18 protein-coding genes are annotated in these 15,011 nt (G+C 69.5%); 8 read left to right on the top strand and 10 right to left on the bottom strand.

The features are described from left to right. Positions 1 to 42: 42 nt before the first annotated feature. Positions 43 to 678: a hypothetical protein gene (locus ACWFRB_RS11855; protein ID WP_452641174.1), complete on the top strand. Its 636-nt coding sequence runs from the start codon at positions 43 to 45 to the stop codon at positions 676 to 678. 67 nt (positions 679 to 745) lie between these two features. On the opposite strand, the gene ACWFRB_RS11850 is transcribed toward ACWFRB_RS11855, so the two are convergent. From ACWFRB_RS11850 to ACWFRB_RS11830, 5 genes are all read right to left on the bottom strand, one after another. Continuing rightward, positions 746 to 1,282, bottom strand: a complete 537-nt coding sequence (locus ACWFRB_RS11850; RefSeq protein ID WP_452641172.1) for a winged helix-turn-helix domain-containing protein — start codon at positions 1,280 to 1,282, stop codon at positions 746 to 748. Between the two features lie 121 nt (positions 1,283 to 1,403). Then, positions 1,404 to 1,871, bottom strand: coding sequence for a flavin reductase family protein (locus tag ACWFRB_RS11845; RefSeq protein WP_097212980.1), 468 nt, complete (start codon positions 1,869 to 1,871; stop codon positions 1,404 to 1,406). A 147-nt stretch (positions 1,872 to 2,018) separates the two neighbouring features. Next, entirely contained in the window at positions 2,019 to 2,078 is a 60-nt protein-coding gene (locus ACWFRB_RS11840) for a putative leader peptide (RefSeq protein ID WP_374102921.1), read from the bottom strand. 53 nt (positions 2,079 to 2,131) lie between these two features. Further along, on the bottom strand, positions 2,132 to 2,605 hold the full coding sequence (locus ACWFRB_RS11835) for a YbaK/EbsC family protein (protein ID WP_452641170.1): 474 nt from the start codon (positions 2,603 to 2,605) through the stop codon (positions 2,132 to 2,134). Positions 2,606 to 2,666: 61 nt separating this feature from the next. Further along, positions 2,667 to 3,710, bottom strand: a complete 1,044-nt coding sequence (locus ACWFRB_RS11830) for a hypothetical protein (protein ID WP_452641168.1) — start codon at positions 3,708 to 3,710, stop codon at positions 2,667 to 2,669. A gap of 131 nt (positions 3,711 to 3,841) precedes the next feature. Between ACWFRB_RS11830 and ACWFRB_RS11825 the strand changes: the two genes are divergently transcribed. Next, on the top strand, positions 3,842 to 4,420 hold the full coding sequence (locus ACWFRB_RS11825; RefSeq protein WP_452641208.1) for a TetR/AcrR family transcriptional regulator: 579 nt from the start codon (positions 3,842 to 3,844) through the stop codon (positions 4,418 to 4,420). Between the two features lie 33 nt (positions 4,421 to 4,453). On the opposite strand, the gene uraD is transcribed toward ACWFRB_RS11825, so the two are convergent. Continuing rightward, positions 4,454 to 4,975 carry a 2-oxo-4-hydroxy-4-carboxy-5-ureidoimidazoline decarboxylase gene (gene uraD / locus ACWFRB_RS11820; protein ID WP_452641167.1) on the bottom strand — a complete coding sequence of 174 codons (522 nt, stop codon included), beginning with the start codon at positions 4,973 to 4,975 and terminating at the stop codon, positions 4,454 to 4,456. A 126-nt stretch (positions 4,976 to 5,101) separates the two neighbouring features. Between uraD and ACWFRB_RS11815 the strand changes: the two genes are divergently transcribed. The 3 genes from ACWFRB_RS11815 (at position 5,102) to ACWFRB_RS11805 (ending at position 8,303) form a co-directional block, all read left to right on the top strand. Beyond that, positions 5,102 to 5,929, top strand: a complete 828-nt coding sequence (locus ACWFRB_RS11815) for a crotonase/enoyl-CoA hydratase family protein (protein WP_452641165.1) — start codon at positions 5,102 to 5,104, stop codon at positions 5,927 to 5,929. Positions 5,930 to 6,048: 119 nt separating this feature from the next. Continuing rightward, on the top strand, positions 6,049 to 6,606 hold the full coding sequence (locus ACWFRB_RS11810) for a MarR family winged helix-turn-helix transcriptional regulator (RefSeq protein ID WP_452641163.1): 558 nt from the start codon (positions 6,049 to 6,051) through the stop codon (positions 6,604 to 6,606). Beyond that, positions 6,603 to 8,303: an MDR family MFS transporter gene (locus ACWFRB_RS11805; protein WP_452641161.1), complete on the top strand. Its 1,701-nt coding sequence runs from the start codon at positions 6,603 to 6,605 to the stop codon at positions 8,301 to 8,303. Before ACWFRB_RS11810 ends, ACWFRB_RS11805 begins: the two co-directional genes overlap by 4 nt. A 79-nt stretch (positions 8,304 to 8,382) precedes the next feature. Here the strand turns inward: ACWFRB_RS11805 and ACWFRB_RS11800 are convergent, their stop codons facing one another. From ACWFRB_RS11800 to ACWFRB_RS11785, 4 genes are all read right to left on the bottom strand, one after another. Next, a complete protein-coding gene (locus ACWFRB_RS11800) occupies positions 8,383 to 8,793 on the bottom strand; it encodes a hypothetical protein (protein WP_452641159.1) in 411 nt (136 codons plus the stop codon). Between the two features lie 198 nt (positions 8,794 to 8,991). Next, entirely contained in the window at positions 8,992 to 9,645 is a 654-nt protein-coding gene (gene lexA / locus ACWFRB_RS11795) for a transcriptional repressor LexA (RefSeq protein WP_452641158.1), read from the bottom strand. Positions 9,646 to 9,782: 137 nt separating this feature from the next. After that, on the bottom strand, positions 9,783 to 10,712 hold the full coding sequence (locus ACWFRB_RS11790) for a hypothetical protein (protein WP_452641156.1): 930 nt from the start codon (positions 10,710 to 10,712) through the stop codon (positions 9,783 to 9,785). 213 nt (positions 10,713 to 10,925) lie between these two features. Next, positions 10,926 to 11,417: an inorganic diphosphatase gene (locus ACWFRB_RS11785; RefSeq protein WP_392980122.1), complete on the bottom strand. Its 492-nt coding sequence runs from the start codon at positions 11,415 to 11,417 to the stop codon at positions 10,926 to 10,928. Positions 11,418 to 11,534: 117 nt separating this feature from the next. Between ACWFRB_RS11785 and dacB the strand changes: the two genes are divergently transcribed. Genes dacB through tilS form a run of 3 tightly spaced genes read left to right on the top strand, consistent with a single transcriptional unit; the run spans position 11,535 to position 15,000 of the window. Continuing rightward, a complete protein-coding gene (gene dacB, locus ACWFRB_RS11780) occupies positions 11,535 to 12,953 on the top strand; it encodes a D-alanyl-D-alanine carboxypeptidase/D-alanyl-D-alanine endopeptidase (protein WP_452641154.1) in 1,419 nt (472 codons plus the stop codon). After that, on the top strand, positions 12,938 to 14,014 hold the full coding sequence (locus tag ACWFRB_RS11775) for a zinc-dependent metalloprotease (RefSeq protein ID WP_452641206.1): 1,077 nt from the start codon (positions 12,938 to 12,940) through the stop codon (positions 14,012 to 14,014). Before dacB ends, ACWFRB_RS11775 begins: the two co-directional genes overlap by 16 nt. Continuing rightward, positions 14,011 to 15,000: a tRNA lysidine(34) synthetase TilS gene (gene tilS, locus ACWFRB_RS11770; protein WP_452641152.1), complete on the top strand. Its 990-nt coding sequence runs from the start codon at positions 14,011 to 14,013 to the stop codon at positions 14,998 to 15,000. Before ACWFRB_RS11775 ends, tilS begins: the two co-directional genes overlap by 4 nt. The last annotated feature ends 11 nt before the right edge of the window (positions 15,001 to 15,011 follow it).

The raw sequence follows: 15,011 nt of genomic DNA, 5'->3' as shown, positions 1-15,011 counted from the left end.
GTCCCCGGCTCATCAGCTCGCACGCATCTCTCGAGGAGACCCATGTCCATCGATTCTTCTTTCCATACCCGGCCGCTGCACGTCGCGGTCGAACTGTCCGGCGCCGGTCACCACCCGGCGTCCGCGGCGCACACCGACTTCCGGATCCCGCTCGGGCTCACCGACTACTGGGTGGACCTGACCGCACCCGCGGACCCCGACGCGCAGCTCGACCTGGCCGCGGTTCCCGGCACCGTCGTCCGCATCCGAGCGCACGACCTCCGCGGGGCGCAGCAACAGCGTGACCGGATCCGGGCGGACACCGCGGCCGATGGCCGGGACCCGGACTCGGTCACCGTACTGCTCGACGTCGAGGTGCTCCTCGGCGATGATTCGCGTTCCGCGCGAAGGGAACTGGCCCTGCTCGACGGTGGGCTCCGGGGTATCAGGGTGCCCGATTCGATCTCCTACGTCGGGACGGCATCGGGTCTGGCCGGGCTCATCGCCGACATCCGCGCGGCGGGGGTCGCCGACGGGGTGACCCTGCTGCCGCTGGTTCTGCCCCGCGTGCTCGACCGCGTGGTGGACGACGTGCTGCCACTGCTGCACGAGCGCGGCCTCACCCGCCCGTCGGCGACGCTCGGCGAGGTGCTCGGGCAGTTCGGGTTGACTTCCGGCAGAAGCATTCTCGCGTCATAGCGGGCTACAAACGGCGGGAGCCATCGTCCGGTCACACCGGTCGATGGCTCCCGCCGTTTGTGGACATTCAGGCCGCCACGGTTTCGGTGATGATGCGGACCCGGGGATCGGGGTCGAAGCGGTAGCCGGTGCCACGGACGGTGGACACCAGCCAGCCGTAACGCCCGAGCTTCATCCGGACCCGGGAGACGTGGACGTCCACGCTGCGCCCCGCCCGTTCGCGCTCGCCGAGGGTGCCGCTCAGCTCGAGCAGTCGACGCCTCGACACCACCACCCGCGGTCGTCGGGCCAGGTGGGAGAGGATCTCGAACTCGGTGTGGCTCAACGAGACCGGCTCGCCGCGGGTGAACACCTGCCGGGCCGGGAGGTCGATGACGAGCGGTGCGTCGATGTCCGCTGCCTTCGGCGGAGCGGCGACGGCCGCCGGTGCGGCGTCCATCCGGGCCCGGGTGCTGACGCCGGGGAGGAGCTCCTGCGCGGTCGCACGGAGGGCGTTCGCGAGGGCGACCAGCTGCTGCCGGTCGGTGGATCCGGTGTTGCTGAATTGCAGGGTGAGGATCAGATCGGGATTCGAATCCCGCTGTCCCAATGCGGAATCAACCATGAGTAACTCCCAGTTTCGATTGTGTTGGTGTGCGCCGGTCGTGGTCAACGACAGCTGCGACACTCACTCCGAACGGGGGAGATGAAGGTGGAGGTGGGCATGGTGATGTTCGCCGCCGGGATCATTCGCCGAGCGGGGTCGGGCGGAAGTACCGGCCGTCGTGGTACAGCAGGGGAGCTGCAGCTGCCTCCGCGTCGTCCTCGTCGTGCACGCGCGTGACCAGCCCGATCACCAGCGTGTGGTCGCCGATCGGGATGAGCTGGTGGACGGTGGTGCGCAACCAGATCGGTGTGCCGTGCAGCACCGGCTCGCCGGTTTCGAGACGCTTCCACAGCGATTCGTCCGCGAAGCGCTGGTCCGCGCTGCGCGAGAAGCGCTGGGCGAGGTGCTGCTGGTGTTCGCCGAGCAGGTGGATCACCAGCGAGTCCGCTGCGTGCAGCGCCTTGATGCTCGAGGAGTTGTGCGCGATGTTGAACGAGACCAGGGGCGGGTCCAGTGAGATCGACGCGAAGGAAGTGGCGGTGAAGCCGACCGGGCCCGCCCCGGCGTCGAGCGTGACGATGGTGACGCCCGCGGGGTAGCGGCGCATCGCCGCCCGGTACTGGTCGGCGGTGATGCCTATCGGGTCCTCGGGGGTGGCTGCCTCGGGCAGGTTCTCGAGTGGCTGTGACAACGGATTCTCCGGATCTTCGGCTGCGCTAGATGCACGCACCAGCGGTGCGTGCGACGAGTCGGATCAGCGCGGACACCGGCTCGCGGAGGTGCGGCACAGGTCGACGTGTCGTCGGCTCCACACTCCGTCAGTCACTTCGCCTCCAGGGATCTGTTCCGCCCACTATAGGACCCGGGTCAGTCGACGTCGATGGCCAGCCCGGCCGTGATGCGGAGCAGTTCGGAGAAGGTGGTGCGGAACACGGTCGCGGGATGGCCCGCCGCCGCCCACAGCTCGGGGTACTGCGCGAGCGCGGCGTCCACGTAGGTGGGCAGATTCGTCGGGTGCCCCACGGGGGCGACGCCGCCGATCGGCTGGCCCGTCACCTCCCTGACCGTGTCGGCGGGTGCCCGGGTCAGGGTGCCCTCGAGGCGTTTGCCGGTGTGCTCGATGTCGACCTTGTGTGCGCCCGAGACCAGCAGGAGGATCGGGTCGTCGTCGAGCAGGAACACCAGCGACTTCGTGATCGCGCCGACGTCGACGCCCAGCGCGGCGGCGGCTGCCTCTGCGGTGTGGGTCGACTCGTCCTGGGTGACCACCACGCCGTGATGGCCACGGGAGATCAGGACGCGCGCGACGTGGGCGGCGTTCGGGTGCAGGAGCCTGGCCATGCCCCACAGTAGGTCCGGCGCGGCGGCCGCGCACGGCATCCGGGGCGACGTGTCGCGGCGGTCACGGCGTCGCGGCCGCGCGCCTGGTGTCCCTTGCGGCGAAGCCGAGCATGAGGGCGACGCCCACGACGGTGTAGATGGCGAGCGTGACGATTGGCTGGCCGACTCCGGTGCCCTGGAAGTAGACGATCGACCGCACGCCCTCGGTGCCTGCCCCCGGGGTGATCCAGCGCCCGATGGCGGCGTAGAAGCCCGGCAGCACGTTGGAACCGAAAGCGCCTCCCGCGCTCGGGTTCCCGAGCACGACGAAGATCAGGATCGCCAGCGGCACCGCCAGGATCCCGACGGCCGCCCGCAGCCCCATGGTGAAGATGCCCGTCGCGAAGACCACGCCCGCGCCCAGCAGTGAGAGCGGCAGCAGGTGGCCGGTGAAGGTGCCGAGCAGGTGAGTGGTGATGAGCGCGCCGAGGAAGCCGGAGACCGCTGCGTACCCGGCCATGATCGCGATGTGCCTGCCCGCCTCCCTCATGGTGCTCGGTGCGCCGATGAGCAGTCCGATGGCGGCGGCGAGCAGGTAGCCGCCCACCACCCAGCCGAGCGAGAGGTAGAAGCCGGACAGGCCGCGGTTGTCGTGCACCGCGACCGGCACCTCGTCGCGGACGACGAATGTGCGGTGCTTGGCGGTGTCGACCTCGGCGAAGATGCCCTCGAGCGCGGTCGCCGCCGAGCTGCCCGCGGCGTTGGCGGTGATGAGGGTGTCGGTTCCGGTGGGGCTGATGACGTAGGCGCCCATGATCTCGCGGTCCCGGATCATCGAGCGCGCCTCGTAGGTGTTCGCCCCCGTGCGCGCCTCGACCGGGTGGCCGTCGATCCGATTGAGCTCGTCGGTGACCTGCTGGCCGATGCCGTCGGGCAGTCCGGGCTCGGTGATAACCGCGATCGGGATGTCGCGCGGGGTCGGCTGGTGGAACGCGGCCACGTAGCTGGTGATGAAGCCGAGCTGCAGCAGCAGCACGCCCAGGACCACCGCGACCATGATCTGCCGCGGGCTGTAGCGGTCGGTCGGGCTGGTGGACCGGTGCGGTTCGGTGGTGGTGGTCGTCATGGCTTCCTTGCTCTCGCGGCGCATCCTTGCCGATACTCTCGGTATTGAATACCGTAGGTATCGTGAACGAGGTAGGTCAAGGGAGAGCTGCGTCACCGCCGGGTCCGCTCGCCCGGCCAGGACGCGACGTGGTGCGCCAACGGCTGATCGACGCGGCCGCCGAGGAGTTCGTCGAGAACGGCTTCGCCGCGGCCACGCTGGCGGACATCGCCCGCAGGGCCGGGTTCACCAAGGGCGCGGTGTACTCGAACTTCGATTCCAAGCAGGACCTGTTCGCGGAGCTGTTCGCGCAGCGGTCCCTCGAGCTGGCCGGGCGGGTGCTCGCGGAGATCGCGGGGCTCAGTCCCACCGCCGCCGCGGGTCGCGGCGGTGAGACGATCAGCTCCTGGCTGGTCGCCGACCCCGGCTGGGCGTTGCTCGTGCTCGAGTTCGGCCTGCAGGCCGCCAGGGACCCGAAGATCGCGCAGGCCTACCTGCGCGAGCGGCGGCACCTGCGCGGCCAGCTCGAGGAACTCATCGCCGAGCGCGCATCGGATTGGGGCGTCGGGCGGCGCCTCGACGCCCGCAACACCGCGATCACGCTGATGGCGTTGATCTCCGGGTTGATGCTCGAGCACGCGGTCGACCCCGAGCAGGTCGACCGGCGTGCCGTTCAGACGGCCGTGTCCGAGCTGTTCGCCGGGGCGATCGCGAGCGCCACCCGCGGTTGAGCAGGCCCCTCGCGAGGGCGCGGTGCCCGCGCGTCAGTAGTCGAGGTAGCCGCCCTCCGGGCCGAGCATTCGCTCGATCCGGCTCCGGTTGATCTTTGCGAGCTCGCCGAGCATGGTCTTGAGTTCGGTGTCGGGGGAGTTGCCCAGCCGGTGGGTGAGGTCATCGAGCAGGTCCGTGGCATCGCGACCGGCGGCGCACCAGAGGTAGACGTGCCCGAACTTCTCCTCGTAGCGGGTGGTGGCCTCCAGCACCGCGGACATGGTGGCCTCGTCGGGTGCCCAGACCGCGCACTGCTCCTGACTCGAGGCCGTGGTCTGGGCCCGGCGGGCGATCCCGGGGTGACACTCCAGCGCGCGGTCGATGTCCGCCTCGGACAGCTCGAACAGCTCGGAGTCCGCCGCGGTGAGCAGCTCGAGGTGTGATCCGTACGGCCTGCCTGCAGCGACATGCCGGGCCCAGGTCGCCGAGCAGCAACACTCGAACAGCGCGTGCACCGCGCCCCGCTCGGACAGCGCATTGAACCTGTCGAGTCCGATCCCCTGATGCATCAACATGGCATCTCCGATCTCGCCCGGCTCCTGAAAGCCGATTCTGCGCCTCAGTCTGACCCCGGAAAAGACCTCGCGGGTGGAGTTTGCGCAGCCTTAACGTGCGCCGCCGGGGATTGTTACTCTTGAGTAATGACCGAGCAGACCTGGAATGCCTTCACCGTCGAGCGCAAGGACCGCGTCGCGCAGGTGACCCTCATCGGGCCCGGCAAGGGCAACGCGCAGGGTCCCGACTTCTGGCGCGAGCTGCCGCTGATCTTCGCCGAGCTGGACGCCGACCCCGAGGTGCGGGCGGTGGTCCTCGCCGGAGCGGGCAAGCACTTCTCCTTCGGCCTCGACCTCGCGGCCATGGCTCCGATGATGGCGCCGGTCCTCGGGGACAAGGCGCAGGCCGCACCGCGGACCGCCTTCCACGAGAACATCAAGCAGATGCAGCGCTCGATCAACGCCGTGGCGGACTGCCGCAAGCCGGTCGTCGCGGCCATCCAGGGCTGGTGCATCGGTGGCGCCGTCGACCTCGTGACCGCGGCCGACATCCGTTACGCCAGCGCGGACGCGAAGTTCAGCATTCGCGAGGTGAAGGTCGCGATCGTCGCGGACATGGGCACCCTCGCCCGCCTGCCCGCGATCATCGGCGACGGACACCTGCGCGAACTCGCGCTCACCGGCAAGGACATCGACGCGGCGCGGGCCGAGAAGATCGGCCTGGTCAACGACGTGTTCGCCGATGCCGAGGCCGTCCTGGCGGCCGCACACGCCACCGCAGCCGAGATCGCCGCGAACCCGCCGCTGGTGGTGCACGGCATCAAGGACGTGCTCGATCACCGCCGTTCGGCAGGCGTGGACGACAGCCTGCGGTACGTGGCGGCCTGGAACGCGGCATTCCTCGCCTCCGAGGACATCGGTGAGGCCATGGCCGCGGTGTTCCAGAAGCGCACCCCGGACTTCCAGGGTCGCTGACCTCCCTTTCCTCCGATGGTGGGAACCCTCGTCCGGCCGAACCGGACGGGGGTTCTCGTCATTCGCCGCTTGCCCAACGGCGTGCCCCCGTCACATACTTGCGGCCGGAAACTAGTTGAGTGACGCAAGCATTGGGGCGCGGGATGCGAGACGAGATCGAGCCGTACGCCGACGAGATCGGCAATTACCTGGTTCGGCTGCAGCGGGTGCGGGACCGGACCATCGCGCACGCCAAGTCAACCGACGGGATCGACCCGGCGGCCTATGCGTGCCTGTTCCGCCTGCTCAAGGACGGCCCGATGCGGTCAGGCGCGCTCGCGGAATCGATGTACACCGACCCGTCGACCGTCAGTCGCCAGGTGGCGCAACTCGTCGAACGCGGGCACGTGCAGCGCCAGGCCGACCCGACCGACGGCAGGGCGAGCGTGCTCGCCGTCACCGAGTCCGGACGGGCCGCCGCGGGCCGGATCCGCGCCCTGCGCAACGAGCGGCTCGGGATGATGCTCGGCGACTGGTCCATCGAGGACCTGCAGGACTTCGCGCGCCTGATGGACCGGTTTGTGACGGACTACGAGCGGATGCGCCCGCTGTTCACGCCGGAGCGGAGCCTGCCGAGCGACAGTGTCGCTGAGCGGAGCCTGCCGAGCGACAGTGAGCCGGAGCAGGGTGTCCGATGACCAAGTCGCCCGAACACACCGCCCCGGCCCCCGCACCCGTCGCCGGAGAGTTCAGCCACCGCGAGATCCTGGTCATCCTGAGCGGACTGATGCTGGGCATGTTCCTGGCCTCGCTCGACCAGACCATCGTCTCGACGGCGATCCGGACGATCGCCGACGACCTGCAGGGGTACGCGCTGCAGGCGTGGGTGACCACCGCGTACCTGATCACCGCGACGCTCTCGACCCCGCTGTACGGCAAGTTGTCCGACATGTACGGCCGCAAGCCGTTCTTCATGGCCGCGATCGTCATCTTCGTGCTCGGGTCGCTGCTGTGCACCCTCGCCCAGTCGATGTACGCGCTGGCGGCGTTCCGCGCCTTCCAGGGCCTCGGCGCGGGCGGGCTGATGTCGCTGGCGCTCGCCATCCTCGGTGACATCGTCGGCCCCCGCGAACGCGCCAAGTATCAGGGCTATTTCCTCGCCGTCTTCGGCACGTCCAGCGTGCTGGGCCCGGTGCTCGGCGGGCTGCTGGCCGGCCAGGAGACGATCCTCGGAATCGACGGTTGGCGTTGGGTCTTCCTGGTCAACGTCCCGATCGGGGTGTTCGCGCTGGCGGTGGTCTCGAAGGTGCTGCACCTGCCGAAGGTCCGCCGTCCAGGGGTGCGGATCGACTGGTGGGGTGCGCTCGTCCTCGCGATCGGCATCGTCCCGCTGCTGGTGGTCGCCGAGCAGGGTCGCGAATGGGGCTGGGGCAGTTCCCTTTCCATCGCCTGTTACGTCATCGGCGTGCTCGGCGTGCTCGGGTTCATTCTCGTGGAACGGGGGATGCGCGACGCCGCGCTGATCCCGCTTCGGATGTTCCGCAACTCCACCTTCGCGATGGGCGTGGTCATCTCGATCGTCGTCGGGGCCGCGATGTTCGGCGGCATCACGCTGCTGCCGCAGTACCTGCAGGTGGTTCGCGGGTCGAGCCCCACGTTGGCGGGCATGCAGATGCTGCCGATGGTGCTCGGGCTGATGGCGGGTTCGATCATCTCGGGTCAGCGGATCTCCAAGACGGGGCACTACCGGGCGTACCCGCTGATCGGTGCCTCGCTGCTCACCCTCGGCATGTTCCTGCTGCACTTCGTGCACGCGGATTCGCCGCTGCCACTGGTCATGGTCTTCATGGCGATCACCGGCTTCGGTCTTGGCAACCTGATGCAGCCGTTGACGTTGGCGATCCAGAACGCGTTGCCCCCGCAGGACATGGGGGTGTCGACGGCGGCCGCGACCTTCTTCCGGCAGATCGGCGGCACCCTCGGCGTCGCGGTGTTCCTGTCGATCCTGTTCTCGCAGCTGACCCCGAACATCAGCGACGAGCTGCGTTCGGCCGCAAAGGATCCGGCCTTTCAGCAGGCGGTCGTGGAGGGACTGCACAGCTCGAACCCGGCCGATGCCGCGCTGTCGACCGGGCTGGCGAGCCAGGACGTCACCTCGGCCGGTCGGGTCCTCGAGGACAGCTCGATCATCCAGCAGCTGAGCCCGGCGCTGGCCCAGCCGTTCAAGGTCGGGTTCTCCGAGTCGATGTCGACGGTGTTCCTGTCGGTGACCGGTGTCGCGCTGGTCGGGCTGGTGCTGGTCTTCTTCTGGAAGGAGGTCCCGCTGCGCATGGCAGGGGGATTGGCGGCCTCGGCGGCGGCTCGGAAGGAACCCGGCGAAGGTGAGGAGCAGTAGGGCTTGAACCGCACAGTGTGGGATTCCGATCGGTATCCGACCGGAATCCCACACTTTCAGCGGTGTGCGAGCCCGACCGTCACCACGTGACGGCGTATCCGGTGCCGACCTCGTTCGCAGCCACCAGATCCGTGCTGTCGGGGTCGTAGGTCCCGCCGTTGATGACGTGGACCGTGATCCCGTCTTCCGTGCCACCGGTCGTGGCCCCGGGGGCGAGGGTCACCGGGCCGCCGGGGACGAAGGGCCCCGCGGACCCGAGGAACTGGAAGGTCGACACCTGCATGTTGGCGACGGCGAATCCAGTGGGGTTGTCGAGCGTGTAGTCGAATTTCCCTGCTCCGTTGACGGTGACGCCTGCCGCGGATCCGCCGTCATTGCCGGAGTTCCAGGTGAACGGGGCCGCGGAGGCGAGGCCCGGCACGCCGACCGCTGCGGCGGCGCCGATCGCCAGGATGGCGGCTGGGCGTGCGAATTTCGTGAGGCTGGACATGACGATTCCTTTCGGGATCGGACGGTCCACGCGAAAGATGTAATGGGCCATCCGCATTCGGGGTACTCCGCCGAAGCGGAATGGTTTCTTCGGACACGTCAACTGTCGTCCGAAAGCGAATGGGATTCCATCCCCACTGGGGAGGAAGGCCGTCACACCGAGGGCGAATGCTCGATCGCCGCACGACGGGGTGCGCGCTCAGACTCGGCGCATCACCGAGACCACCTTGCCCAGCACCACGGCCTCGTCGCCGTCGATGACCTCGAAGGCAGGGTTACGGGGTTCGAGGTAGATGTGCCCGTTCCGGCGCCGGTAGACCTTGACGGTGGCCTCGCCGTCGATCATCGCGGCGACGATCTGACCCGAATGTGCCTCGTGCTGTTGCCGAACCACCACGATGTCGCCGTCGAGGATCGCGGCATCGACCATCGAATCGCCGCGCACCCGCAGGCCGAACACCGTGCCGGACCCGACCAGTTCGCGCGGCACGGTCAGCATGTCGTCGGCGTGCTCCTCGGCGAGGATCGGGGTGCCTGCCGCGATGTCACCGACCACGGGCACCTGCACCGAGCCCTTCGTCGATTCCCGCGTTGCGGATCCCCGGAGGAACAGACGCACGTCGATCGGCCGCGACACCGAGTCGCCGCGCCGCAGAAAGCCGTTCTCCTCCAGGCTCTTCAGGTGCTTCGATACCGTCGACGGGGACCGTAGGCCCACCGCGTCCCCGATCTGCCGGGTGCTCGGCGAGTACCCCTTCTCGACCACGAAGTCTCGAATGACAGCCAGAATTCGCTGCTGGCGGGGAGGCAGGGTCGAGGTGTCGAGGTAGTCGAGATCGTCGTATCCGGTCACCCGGCGATGGTAGTGGTGACCGACGACATCCGGTTGTCCAGGTTTCGGCCCGCGGCCGGACCGGAGCCGGCCATGCCCCCAGGATGCACGCAATGGTGGGGTCTCGGAGCGAGACCCCACCTTCGTCGGAACGGATACTAGAGGGCGACAGTCGTGGACGCGTCGACTCTGTCCTTGGCGACCTTCGGGTTGCTGTCCATCTCGACAGTGAACGTGTAGTCACCCTTCGCGGGTTCGTCGATGAGGAAGATCAACCATTCGCCCTCGATGGACGAGCCCTTGCTGAGCAGTTCGCTGTGAAACGTGCTGCGCTTGTCGGCGGTTGCACGGTTGCCCTTGGGGGAAGACACCGAGAAGTGCTCGGGGTACACGTTGTATCCGTACGAGACATCAGGACTGGAGGCCATCGACACCTCGACCCACAGTTCGTACTTCCCCTTCTCCCCGGGCTGATAGCTCGGCCACAGGAACGCCTTTGTCAGGGTGACCGCAACCTTGTCGCCGATCGTCTGTCCGACCGTGATGCCCTTCGGCTCGATGCTCTCGACCTTCGCGTCCTCGGCGAGCGGAATCTTGGTCAGATTTCCGTCGGCCTCGCCGTAGACCAGGACGACATTGTCGAGGACCTCGTCGACATCGCCCTCGGTGCTGCCGAGCGAGGCCGTCGCGGCACCCTTTCCCTTCCCGAAACCGGCGATCTTCTTGTTGTCGAAGCCGAGATCGATGACCTCGCCGCCGTTGACCTCGAGGTAGGCCTTGTCCGGCGGCGTGAGGGCCTCGCCGACCAGGTTCTCGTAACTCAGTTCGAGGTCGAGTTCGGTCGCCCCGCCGTTGACCTCTGTCGCCACTTCGTCGACGGTGATCGCGAATCCGCCGTACCAGCCGGTCTTGTCGATCTTGCGGCCAACCGAAGCGGAATCCGAATCCGCAGCAGAGGCGGCCGAGGACGTTGTCGGGGACGCGGAGGGCGAGGGTTTCGCCGATGCGAGCGTGGGGGTGGCGAGCAGTGCTGCCGCCCCGATGGCGATCATCGCCACCGGCCGGGCGATCTTGTCGAGAGTGGACATGTGCAATTCCTGTTCGAGGGAGGGAGGGAGCGGAGTGGACTGCACAAAATTCTCGTCCTCGGGCCCAACGGAATTCGTCCCCAAAAGGGGTGGTCGAGGTGCCCACAAGGGGTGGGAACCCGTCCGGCAATACAAAAGAGTGTGGGACCCCACCCGGTTCGGGTGAGATCCCACATTCGTCGTGATCACCGGCCCGCATGGCCGGTAGCAGGCTCAGTGGCCGCCGTTGGCCTTCAGCCGCTCGACCGCCTCGGTGATGACCTTCTCGGCCTCCGCGCGGCCGACCCAGTCGGCGCCGGTGACGTGCTTGTTCGGCTCGAGATCCTTGTAGTGCACGAAGAAGTGCTTGATCGCGTCCAGCTCGAACTGCGAGACGTCGGCGAGATCCTGGATGTGGTCCCAGCGCGGGTCACCCGCGGGCACGCACAGCACCTTGTCGTCGCCGCCGGCCTCGTCGACCATCTTGAACATGCCGACGGGACGGGCCTCGACGATCACGCCGGGGAAGACCGACTCGGGCAGCAGCACCATCGCGTCGAGCGGGTCGCCGTCCTCACCGAGGGTGTTCTCGATGTAGCCGTAGTCGGCGGGGTAGCCGAAGGAGGTGTAGAGGTAGCGGTCCAGCTTGACGCGGCCGGTCTCGTGATCGACCTCGTACTTGTTGCGCTGACCCTTGGGGATCTCGATGGTGACTTCGAACTCCACGCCTCTTCCTCGCTTTGTCTCGGTGGATGGTGCGGGGTCAGGGTAGCCGGTCCGGGATAATGTGGAGGAAATAGACGGACCTGCGGCGCAGCGACGTGCCGGAAAACAAACGGAGGGGTGTTGGCAAAGCTCGGATCCAAGGACCGGAAGCTCGGGTCCTTGGCGGCGCGACGGCGCAAGCGGGTCCGGCTCCTGCTGTCCGCGGGGCTGGTCCTCGTCGTCGGTGCGGGCGCGGCGGTATTCGCAGGCCAGCGATTCGACGGCGACGCATCCGCCGACGCGGCGACCACCACCATGCCGGAGCCGCCGCCGATCCTGCCCGACCCCAAGGTCGCGCCGGTTCCGACGGACGCCCCGGTGCCGAATCCCGCCGCCCTCTCCGCCGCTCTCGGAGCGGCGCTGGCCGACCCCGGTCTCGGCAACTTCACAGGCGCCGTGTCCGATGCGGCGACCGGCACCGTGCTCTGGAGTCAGCGTCCCGAGGTTCCGATGCTCCCGGCGTCGACGACCAAGATCGCCACCGCGACGGCGGCGTTGCTCGCGCTGCCCCCCGAGCATCGGGTGGCCACGCGGGTGGTGCAGGGCGCAGTGCCCGGCCAGATCGTCTTGATCGGCGGCGGCGATCCCACCCTCACCGCGCAGCAGGCGGGTAACCCCGGCTTCTTCCCTGGCGCGCCCCGCGTGGAGGATCTGGCCGCCCAGATCCGGGGCGCCGGGGCACCTGTCGACAGCATCGTGGTGGACACGAGCGCGTACGCCGGGCCGACCCTGGCGCAGGGCTGGTTCCCCGCGGACATCGGAGCCGGCTACATCGCTCCCATCGAGTCGCTGATGCTCGACGGCGGGCGGCTCAACCCGCTCGAGGACGAGTCGCCCCGCAGCGCCACCCCAGCCCTGGACACGGGCCGCGCGCTGGCCGCCGCGCTCGGCGTCGACCCCGCCAAGGTCATCCCCGGGACCGCACCGCCAGGCGCGGCGCCGCTGGCCTCCGTCGAATCCGCCCCCCTGCGTGACAGGCTCGGTCAGATGATGGGCCACTCCGACAACGTGCTCGCCGAGGGCATCGCCCGGGAGATCGCCATCGCGGTCGGGACCGAGCCCTCGTTCGCGGGCGCGGTCACCGCGATCGGCCGGACCCTCGACTCGGCGGGCTTCGACACCACCGGGATGACCCTGCACGACGCCAGCGGGATGTCCGTGGACAACCGCATCCCGGCGCGGCTGCTGGACCAGGCGCTCACCGACGCCGCGGGCGACGCCGACCCGCGACTGCGGCCGATGCTGGACTACCTGCCGGTGGCGGGGGCCACCGGGACGCTGTCCGACCGCTACGCCTCGGGCGATCGCCGCGGCGCCGGGTGGGTCAGGGCCAAGACCGGGACGCTGTCCAATGCGAGCGCGCTCGTCGGCTACGTCACCGACGTCGACAACCGGGTGCTGACCTTCGCGCTGATGTCCAATGACCGGCCGCCGGAGGTCAGTCGCCCCGCTCTCGACGCCATCGCGTCTGCCCTGCGATCCTGCGGGTGCCTGTGAGCCGCGAGGCGGCGAACTCTCCACGATCCGGCGGATTCGCCGGCGTCGTCGACTGGGACCTGGCTTCCCGAACCGGGGTGCGGCTGACCAAGCCGGGCCCGAGCACCACGAGATACTCCGCGGAGGCGGCGGTCGCGGAGCTGTCCGCTGCCTCCATCCGTGCGGAGGGCCCGGTCCGGGACGTCACCGGCCTGGCCGACGGCCTGCCCGTCCCGGAGGCGCAGGTCGTGGACCGGGCCGGCTGGGTCCGCGCCGCGGCCCGATCGATGGCCAACCTCACCGGGGACGACTCGGTCACCGACCGCGGCCTGCTCGGCGGCGTGCCCGCCGGTTTGCAGGCGGGCGCGATGCTCGCGTTCCTGTCCTCGGCGATCCTCGGCCAGTACGACCCCTTCACCGGCGAGCACGGCACGCTGCTGCTGGTGGCGCCCAACGTGGTCAGCGTCGAACGGGCGTTGAAGGTGGTGCCGAGCGACTTCCGGATGTGGGTGTGCCTGCACGAGGTCACCCATCGGGTCCAGTTCTCCTCCTCGCCCTGGCTGGCCGATTACATGCGGGACAACGTCGGGTCGATCGGGGAGGGCGGCGACGAGTCCGTCGCCGATTTGCTCGGCAGGCTCACCACGGTGCTCCGCCAGCGCCGGGGCGACGATGCCGCGCCCGAGGACCGCGGGGTGCTCGGGCTGCTGCGCGCCACCCAGACGGAGTCGCAGCGGGCGGCCCTCGACCGGTTGCTGATGCTCGGCACGCTGCTGGAGGGGCACGCGGACCACGTGATGGATGCCGTCGGGCCCGCGGTCGTCCCGTCGGTGGTCGCGATCCGGCGTGCATTCGACCGCCGCCGCGCCCGGCAGGTGAACCCGCTGCAACGGCTGGTCCGCGCGCTGCTCGGGATGGACGCCAAGATGGCCCAGTACGTGCGGGGCAAGGCCTTCGTCGACGCCGTCGTCGGCCGGGTCGGGATGGCCGAGTTCAACGCGATCTGGACCGGACCCGACACGCTGCCGCTGCTCGCCGAGATCGACGACCCCGAGAGCTGGATCGCCCGGGTCCTCGCATGAGCCGACCGCCGTTGCCCGAGGGACCGGCGTTGCTGGAGGTGCGGCACGCCGTCCGGCGCTGGGTCGCCGCGCACGGCACCGGCACGGGTGTCGCGGTGGCCCTGTCCGGTGGAGCCGACTCGCTGGCGCTGACCGCCGCCGCGGTCGCAGAGGCCGGGCCCGCGCACGCCCTCGTGGTCGACCACCGGCTGCAGGAGGGCTCGGCCGCGGTGGCAGAGCAGGCCGCCGCCCGCGCCCTGGCACTCGGCTGCGCCTCGGCGCGGGTGCTGACGGTGAGTGTCGACCGCGACGGCGGGCTGGAGGCCGCCGCCCGCCGCGCCAGGTACGAGGCGCTCGGCACCGCGCGGGCAGACCGGCCGGTCCTGCTCGGGCACACCCTCGACGATCAGGCGGAGACGGTCCTGCTCGGGCTGGCCCGTGGCTCGGGACCGCGCTCGCTCGCGGGGATGCGCGACTTCGACGCGCCCTGGGGCCGGCCGTTGCTCACGGTGCGCCGCGGCGTCACGGCCAAGGCCTGCGAGGAGCTCGAGCTCGACCCGTACCGGGATCCGCACAACCTCAGTCCCGAGTTCACTCGGGTGCGGTTGCGCTCGGAGGCGCTGCCGCTGCTCGAACAGATCCTCGGCGGCGGTGTCGCGCAGGCGCTGGCCCGCACCGCAGACCAGCTGCGCGAGGACGGCGAGGTGCTCGACGCGATCGCGGTCCGGTCGCTCGCCGACGCGGAGACCGGGGGAGGGCTGGACGTGGCCGAACTGGTCGACATCCACCCTGCTGTGCGGCGCAGGGCGCTGCGACTGTGGCTGCTCGGGAACGGTGCGAGGGACCTGACCGACCGGCAGCTGCGGGCCGCCGACGACCTGATCGGCCGGTGGCGCGGGCAGGGCGGCGTCGCGATCGGCGGGGGTCGCCCAGGAGCCAGGTTGGTGCTGTCGCGGCGGCATGGCAGGCTAACGCTCGGGCTGACAGCGATCGGCCCGGACCGGTGAATGAACAGTTC

Source organism: Rhodococcus sp. NPDC055112, from assembly GCF_053607505.1.
Note: the sequence above shows the minus strand (reverse complement) of the source record. Positions and strands in the feature narration are given on the sequence as shown.